This is a genomic window from uncultured Endozoicomonas sp., from assembly GCF_947495845.1.
GTDB lineage: Bacteria > Pseudomonadota > Gammaproteobacteria > Pseudomonadales > Endozoicomonadaceae > Endozoicomonas.
The window spans coordinates 43594-51478 of record NZ_CANMAO010000029.1 but is presented as its reverse complement, the minus strand read 5'-3'; the positions used below and the strand labels follow the sequence as shown (position 1 = coordinate 51478).

General features: G+C 47.9%; 4 protein-coding genes and 1 tRNA gene. 2 read left to right on the top strand and 3 right to left on the bottom strand.

What is annotated here, in order from left to right; translation table 11 throughout:
- Positions 1-122: 122 nt before the first annotated feature.
- A tRNA-Met gene (locus Q1B11_RS16350) sits at positions 123-199 on the bottom strand.
- A 137-nt stretch (positions 200-336) separates the two neighbouring features.
- Entirely contained in the window at positions 337-2286 is a 1950-nt protein-coding gene (gene acs, locus Q1B11_RS16345; protein WP_299734380.1) for an acetate--CoA ligase, read from the bottom strand.
- Between the two features lie 371 nt (positions 2287-2657).
- Between acs and Q1B11_RS16340 the strand changes: the two genes are divergently transcribed.
- The gene (locus tag Q1B11_RS16340) at positions 2658-6149 is read left to right on the top strand and encodes a PAS domain-containing hybrid sensor histidine kinase/response regulator (protein WP_299734379.1); all 3492 of its coding nucleotides are present in this window, start codon (positions 2658-2660) and stop codon (positions 6147-6149) included.
- On the opposite strand, the gene Q1B11_RS16335 is transcribed toward Q1B11_RS16340, so the two are convergent.
- Positions 6146-6802, bottom strand: a complete 657-nt coding sequence (locus Q1B11_RS16335; RefSeq protein WP_299734378.1) for a response regulator transcription factor — start codon at positions 6800-6802, stop codon at positions 6146-6148. The two genes, Q1B11_RS16340 and Q1B11_RS16335, sit on opposite strands and share 4 nt — an antisense overlap.
- A 162-nt stretch (positions 6803-6964) precedes the next feature.
- Between Q1B11_RS16335 and Q1B11_RS16330 the strand changes: the two genes are divergently transcribed.
- The gene (locus Q1B11_RS16330) at positions 6965-7867 is read left to right on the top strand and encodes a hypothetical protein (protein WP_299734377.1); all 903 of its coding nucleotides are present in this window, start codon (positions 6965-6967) and stop codon (positions 7865-7867) included.
- The last annotated feature ends 18 nt before the right edge of the window (positions 7868-7885 follow it).

The window sequence follows — 7885 nt, the reverse complement described above, 5'->3', positions numbered from 1 at the left end:
CGGGAGCTGGATTCGAACCAACGACCTTCGGGTTATGAGCCCGACGAGCTACCAGACTGCTCCATCCCGCGACAAAAACTCTACAGCTGATCTTCTGGAAAGTACATCAACTTATTTTCTATTGGTTGCGGGAGCTGGATTCGAACCAACGACCTTCGGGTTATGAGCCCGACGAGCTACCAGACTGCTCCATCCCGCGCCAAAAGAGAGGCGAATTATAGGGACGCTGGTCGCATTGTCAAGGGAAAGCTTTGAGAGGGAAGGTAAGGAGGTGGTGGTACGGTACCAACAAGAGGTTCGATGCCTTGGTGATACCGTACGACGATCATCTTATAGTTAACTGGCAACCGCTTTGTTAGCGATTAACTGGTTCACGACTTCAGGGTCGGCAAGAGTCGATGTATCCCCAAGGTTCTCAAACTCGTCAGCGGCAATCTTACGGAGAATTCTTCGCATGATTTTACCGGACCGTGTTTTTGGTAAGCCCGGCGCCCACTGGATAACATCCGGCGTGGCAATCGGACCGATCTCTTTTCTAACCCAGGCTTTGAGATTCTTTTTCAGATCATCACTGGTTTCTGTGCCAATATTTAAGGTGACATAGACATAAATACCCTGTCCCTTAATGTCGTGGGGGAACCCAACCACTGCGGCTTCGGCAACCTGCGCATGGGCAACCATGGCTGATTCTATTTCTGCTGTGCCCATTCGGTGACCGGAGACGTTAATCACATCGTCCACTCGTCCGGTGATCCAGTAATAGCCATCACTGTCTCTTCGGGCACCATCACCGGTGGTATACATGCCTTTAAACGTTGAGAAGTAGGTTTGCACAAAACGATCATGGTCGCCGAATACGGTGCGTGCCTGTCCAGGCCAGCTGTCCAGAATGACCAGGTTGCCTTCTCCTTCCCCTTCAATAAGACGACCCATGTTGTCCACTAATGCAGGCTGTATTCCGAAGAAAGGTCGAGTAGCGGAGCCTGGTTTCAGCTCAGTTGCACCAGGTAGCGGTGTCAACATGGCGGCACCGGTTTCTGTCTGCCACCAGGTGTCAACGATGGGGCAGCGTTCTTCACCTACGGTTTTGTAATACCAGTTCCAGGCTTCAGGGTTGATAGGTTCACCCACGGTTCCCAGTAGTCGTAATGAGCTTCGGTGGGTGCCCGCCACCGCTGCGTCACCTTCGGCCATTAGGGCGCGGATCGCTGTCGGGGCAATATAGAGTATGTTTACGTTATGTTTGTCGACAATTTTGCTGGCCCGGTTGGTGTGAGGGTAGTTGGGCAGGCCTTCATGCATAACAATGGTGGCGCCGTTTAACAGTGGGCCGTAGGTGACGTAGGAGTGACCGGTAATCCAACCCACATCCGCATTACACCAGAATACTTCGCCGGGTTTGTAGTCAAACACATACTCGTGCGTCATTGAGGCGTAGACGAGATAACCGCCTGTGGTGTGCAAAACACCTTTAGGCGTGCCGGTGGAGCCAGAGGTGTAAAGGATGAACAGTGGATCTTCTGCCCCCATTTCCCGTGGTTCACAGTGGGGAGAGGCAAGGGACGTTAAATCCTGCCACCAGACATCCCGATGGCGATGCCAGGCAACATTGGCACCGGTATGTTTGAAAACAATCACTTTCTCAATGGAGCGTGTATCCGGGTTGGTCAGGGCTTCATCGACATTATCTTTGAGAGGCACTTTCCGTCCACCACGTACGCCTTCGTCAGCGGTCACCACAATCTTGGCATTGGAGTCGATAATTCGACCGGCCAACGCTTCTGGTGAAAAACCTCCGAAAACCACCGAGTGGATGGCGCCAATACGACTGCAGGCCAGCATGGCGACAGTGGCTTCAACGACCATGGGCATGTAAATAGCCACCACATCGCCTTTTCTGACGCCTTGGCTTTTCAAAGCATTGGCAAAACGGCAAACCAATTCATGCAACTCCTGATAAGTGACAACTCTTGCATCACCTTCTTCATCCGGCTCCCAGATAATTGCCGGTTGATCGCCACGTGCTTTCAGGTGGCGATCGAGACAGTTATAGGAGGCGTTGGTGGTGCCGTCATAAAACCAGTTAATACTGACGAAGTGATCATCGAACGAGACTTTACGTACTTTCGAAAACGGCTTGAACCATTCGATGCGTTGGCCGTGATCCCGCCAGAACCCCTCTGGGTTGATGACGGATTGTTGGTACATTTCAAGATACTGCTCATTGGTGACCAGCGTATTTTCCAAGGCAGAATCTTTGATTGGGTAGGTGGTGATGTCAGACATAACGCATCCTTTTTTTGTTGTTATTGTTATTTAGTTCAATACAGGTAAAAGGTTTGCTTTTATTTTTATCAGTGCAATATAGGATAAGACGACTTGTGACGCATGATCAATAGTGTCTACAGTTTAGAGAATGTGGCAGAATCTGGTATTAGACCTTAGTACGATATAATACCAATGGCGCTTTTAAATTTTGGAGCGAGCAAGTTATTTTGGTCGACTGGGCAATACCCAAAGGGCATAAAGGCGAAGTGACGAGTCATAGCTGTAGCTATGTCGAGGAACTTCAACGCTGATCCAGCCGAATAAAATGACTGCACAGCCCATAATTTAAAAGCAGAATTGGTATAAGAACCAATAAAAATTAAGTCGCTATGTCTGGATGGATTCTTGCATTAATTGCAACGGCCTATGTGGCCATTCTCTTTGTCGCCGCCTGGTTTGGTGATTACCGGGGAGCAGCTTTTAGAAAGCGCTGGCAGCCCTACATCTACAGTTTGTCACTGGCTGTGTACTGCACTTCCTGGACCTTCTTTGGTGCCGTGGGGCAGGCCAGTGAAGAGCTGTGGTCGTTTATTCCTATTTATCTTGGCCCCATTCTTGTTTTTGTTCTGTTCTGGAAGTTACTGGTTAAGCTGATTACGGTTAGCAAACAGGAAAACATAACATCGATCGCCGACTTTATTGCCTCCCGCCATGGGCGTTCTCATTATATGGCTATTTTGGTAACAGTCGTTCTTGTTGTCGGGATTCTTCCTTATATTGCCCTGCAGCTGAAAGCGATGGTGATGGGTTTTGGTCAATTAACCAATGACAGTTGGGCTGGTAGTGAGTGGAGCAGAGATGATCTGGGATTGGTGATTACCCTGACCATGGCCATCTTTGTGATTATGTTCGGCACGCGCAAGTTGGATGCAACTGAACACCAAAATGGCATTATGACGGCGATTGCACTGGAATCATTGATCAAGTTGTCTGTTTTTCTGTTAGTGGGTGGTTGGGTCACCTGGAAGGCCGTCAACCAAATGGATTTTTCCGTGACGTTGTCGCCCCAAGATTCAAGTGCCTCCAGTAATATATTTGATACGATGCTCATGCCGACCATTATGGCCATGGCCGCGATTCTGTGTTTACCCAGACAGTTTCATGTCACCGTCGTTGAAAACAGTCGCGTCGAAGATTTTTATAAAGCCCGATGGTTATTCCCGGCTTATCTATTGTTACTGACCCTATTGGTGGTGCCACTGGCGCAGGTAGGTAATCAAATATTAGGCGACACCGTCCCCGGCGATGCCTATGTTATCGAATTGCCAAAGGCGATGGGAAACATGCCAATGGCCGTTTTAGCTTTTCTTGGTGGTGTCTCTGCGGCGATCAGTATGGTGATTGTCGCTACATTGGCGCTTACCACCATGGTGTCGAATGAAATTCTGATGCCTTTGCTGTTGTGGCGCAACAAACAGAAATTTTTGCGAAGCCCTGAAGATTTTTATCGCTTCAGTGGCCTGTTGTTAACCGTCAGACGGACAACCATTGTCTGTTTATTGATGATGTCATGGGTGGTCTATCGTTTACTGGCTGACTCCGGGTCACTGGCTTCCATTGGTCAAATGTCGTTTTCTGCGGTTACCCAGCTGGCACCTGTACTTATTGGTAGTCTTTACCTTAGAGATAGCAATGCCAAAGCAGCCACCGGAGGGATTATTGCTGGTATTTCTATCTGGTTTTTCTGCCTTGTTGTCCCGGTTCTGGTGGATTTTGGTTGGCTGAATCATCACCTCGTTACTCATGGGCTGTTTGGGCAATTCTGGCTAAAGCCGTCAAACCTTTTCGGTTTTGAACTGACGGAAACCGTGTCTGGTACAACCCTGCTTGCATTGACGCTTAATTGCCTGATTTATCTTCTGGGCTGTCTCTATCTTAGGCCTGGCCTCGAAGAGAAAAAGCAGAGCAGAAAATTTGTCGATGCCGTTTTGGCGGAAGATGGTGTGTTCCTGGATGTCGTTGTGACGGTGGGAGAACTTGAGCAATTAGCCAGCCGCTTCGTTAGTAAAAATCGCGTGTTGGGTGTTATTCAAAGTTATGAGCCCACAGGCGGTGGGTTATTTAAAAATTTTGATGATAAAAATAAGCAGGCTGAACCACAGCTGATCGCGGCAATTGAACGACTTCTGGCGGGTACCCTTGGCGCGTCGTCCGCTCGAATTGTTATGAAGTCCTTGGTTCAGGGCAATGTCGGGCTGGAAGAAGTTCAGGCCATGGTTGAAGAAGCCTCAGAAGTGTTTCAATTTAACCGTGAATTGCTTCAGGGTGCGATTGAACATATTAGCACGGGGGTCAGTGTCGTTGACCGTGATCTGAGGTTGGTGGCCTGGAATCATCAGTATCTGGAGTTATTTAACTATCCACCGGATTTGATCACGGTAGGGCGGCCTATTGCGGAAGTCATTCAGCACAATGCACGCAATGGCCTCTGTGGTGCTGGGAGTATCGAGAGCCACGTAGAGAAACGGTTATCTTTTATGCGGCAGGGGACTGCCCATCGTTCTGAGCGTTTAAGGCCTGATGGTCGTGTGATTCAGATTCAGGGAAACCCGATGCCCGGTGGCGGTTTTGTTATGACGTTCACGGATATCAGTGAATTTCGTCAGGTTGAAGAAGAGTTGAAAAACGTCAATGAACGTCTGGAGCAGAGGGTGCGGGAGCGCACCAAAGCGCTTTCTTTGTTAAACGTACAGCTCTTAGGCGCGAAATCTCAGGCTGAAAAAGCGAATAATCAGCGCTCCCGTTTTTTTGCGGCCATCAGCCACGACTTGATGCAGCCGATGAATGCGGCCAGATTGTTTACGTCTTCCATGGAAATAGAGGCAAAAGGCACTTCATTGGAGACGCTGGCAAATAACATTAACAATTCACTGCAGTCAGCAGAACACTTGCTAACGGACTTGCTGGATATGTCGCGTATAGAGGCGGGCAAGATGACCGTAAGCCGTCGTGAGCTACCCGTATCGGAGGTGCTGGATACCCTCAGGGCAGAATTTGAATGGTTGGCAAAAGACAGTGGTATTGTTTTTCGGGTTCACAATTCTCAGTCATGGATTTGTACCGATCCTGTGCTGCTGCGCAGAGTGTTACAGAATTTTCTAACCAATGGGTTTCGTTATGCAGGTCATTATGAGGCGGTTGGTAAGATTGTGATTGGTTGTCGTCACCTTAATGATGGTCGTCTTGCCATTGAAGTCAGGGATAATGGACCTGGGGTGCCCGCAAATAAACAGAAGATTATCTTCTCGGACTTCCAACGGGCATCTTCGACAGGGAATGGACTTGGCCTTGGTCTTTCCATTGCCCGGGGAATCTCAAGAATCCTTGAATCACCAATTTCTCTGAAGTCTGAGCCGGGCAAAGGCGCAATCTTTTCTATCGCGGTAGCAAAGGCACAAAGAACAACGGTGGCAAAACTGCCTCCCAGTCCAACAGAGCTTGCCAGACACTTAACTCTTAATGTGCTTTGTATCGATGATGAGCCTGAGATTGCGGCGGGGATGAGTAGCTTACTCAGTCGTTGGGGTTGTGATGTGTCGATTGCCCATAATGATGAACAGGCGAGGCAGGTTTTGCAAGAAGGCCATGTTGATTTGCTCATGGTGGATTATCATTTGGGACTGGAAATCGACGGTGTTGAGCTAATAGAGGCGCTTCGCCATGAGAGTGAGTACGAGATGGCGGCTGTGCTGGTGACAGCCAATCAACAGGATGGTATTCGGCAACGCTGTCGAACGCTGGATATTGCCTATCTGGCAAAGCCAGTAAAGCCAGCAGCGATGAGAGCCCTGCTAAACAGCATTAACAATACAGTGCATTAAACTTGATTTTTCTGGATTGGGGGCGGATCTATTTCCAACTCTTTAATGGCGATGACGGCTTGGGTTCGGCTACGCACACCCAGTTTTTTGAAGATAGCGGTAACGTGAGCCTTGACAGTGGCTTCAGATACGCTGAGGTCATAAGCGATTTGTTTGTTTAACAACCCTTCACTGATCATTCCAAGCACACGAAACTGCTGTGGCGTTAAAGAAGCAAGTTTCGTTTCAATATCACTTTTACCTTGGGCTTCTGAAGGTTGAATGTTCTCCGGCCACCAGTTTTCACCCTGAAGAATGTTAATTACGGCATCTTTTAGATCGTGTAATGGGGTCGATTTAGGAATGAAACCATTTGCACCGTGATTCATTACCTTATGAACCACCTGCGAATCTTCGGAAGCTGACACCACGGCAACAGGAATACTGGGGTACTGCCCTCGCAAAAAAATCAGTCCGGAAAGGCCGTGAGCACCAGGCATGTTGAGATCCAGAAGTATAAGGTCTGGTGATAAGGCGCTTTCAAGCAGTGTTTGTAGACCGGCTATGCTGCCTGTCTCGTGAATTTCCGGTTCATCCAGTGCTTGCAAAACCGAGGACTTCAGTGCAGTTCTGAATAAAGGGTGGTCATCCGCAATAATTATTGTGTAGTCCATGAGGTCAGCTTGCCATTATTTAGTGAGTGGTTCAATCCTGTATAACTGTACTTTCGTGCGCCATTAATTGTGTTTATACATAACTCGCGCAACTTCATAACTTGGAACTATCTACTCTTAACTCGGTCATATTTGGAAACAGTTTAATATTTAGGTATCCAAATGCTCCTTGTAAAAGCTTCAAGTTCGCCTAATACTCCTCCCGCTACACCACCAAATAAGGATGGTTCTCCGTATCCCTATCAACAAGCGTTTAATAAACGGCAGGAAACAATCAGTAAAGAGCTTGAAGGTTTACGCGGCTACAGAGAAGCACATCCTACTTGGAGTGCTATGAAGTCTGCCTTATGGTTTACGAATGCTTCGGTCTTCCAGGTAACACAATTGATAGGATCATTTGTGGGGCACTTGGTTACTGCTGTGGTGGTGGTTCCTTTAGCATCGGTACCGGGCGTTGTTTATGCTTCGGGTATGAAAGCATATGACTGTGCTGCTGGAAATAAGGATGGCAAGTCTTTTTTTGACTATACCCTGAGCGTGGTGCAGGTATGCTGTAAAATGGCCTATAACCGAGCGACGGATTTGATGTGCAGATACCTACTTGGACCCGCATTAACGTTCTCTATGATCGAGTTTCCGGTTTGTTTTATTGCTGCCGGCGTAGGGAGTCTGGTTGCCTGCCCATTTATTTATCGGGACTTAAAGCATAATCAGGGGGAAAATGTTGAGTATCTTGAGAGGGTAATGATGACCCCGATTTCGGATGTCAGTAATTTCTATCTTTGGGACACCTTTCTCAATCTGAATGGGAAAAAAATATGCGCTGCTGTCAATAGCCTGATAAAAGGCAAGCAGGGAGCTAAAACAACTGGGTTAACGCCGTCAGGTGCAACATCACCAGAAGCAATGCAAAATTGTCGACTAGGTAATCTGACAGCAGAGCAGCAAAACCTGGATCTTAATAAACATCCTCTTGTCGATGCTCGTGATCAAAACTGTGTACCATATGGCAAAAGGAAAGGCTCAGCTATACCATCTGGAATACGGTCAATGAGGACTGGTTGAAGAAAAATGGATTATAAG

Coding starts and splice junctions, on each gene's coding strand:
- Q1B11_RS16340 (WP_299734379.1), top strand. CDS start 2,658: ATGTCTGGATGGATTCTTGCATTAATTGCAACGGCCTATGTGGCCATT.
- acs (WP_299734380.1), bottom strand. CDS start 2,286: ATGTCTGACATCACCACCTACCCAATCAAAGATTCTGCCTTGGAAAAT.
- Q1B11_RS16335 (WP_299734378.1), bottom strand. CDS start 6,802: ATGGACTACACAATAATTATTGCGGATGACCACCCTTTATTCAGAACT.
- Q1B11_RS16330 (WP_299734377.1), top strand. CDS start 6,965: ATGCTCCTTGTAAAAGCTTCAAGTTCGCCTAATACTCCTCCCGCTACA.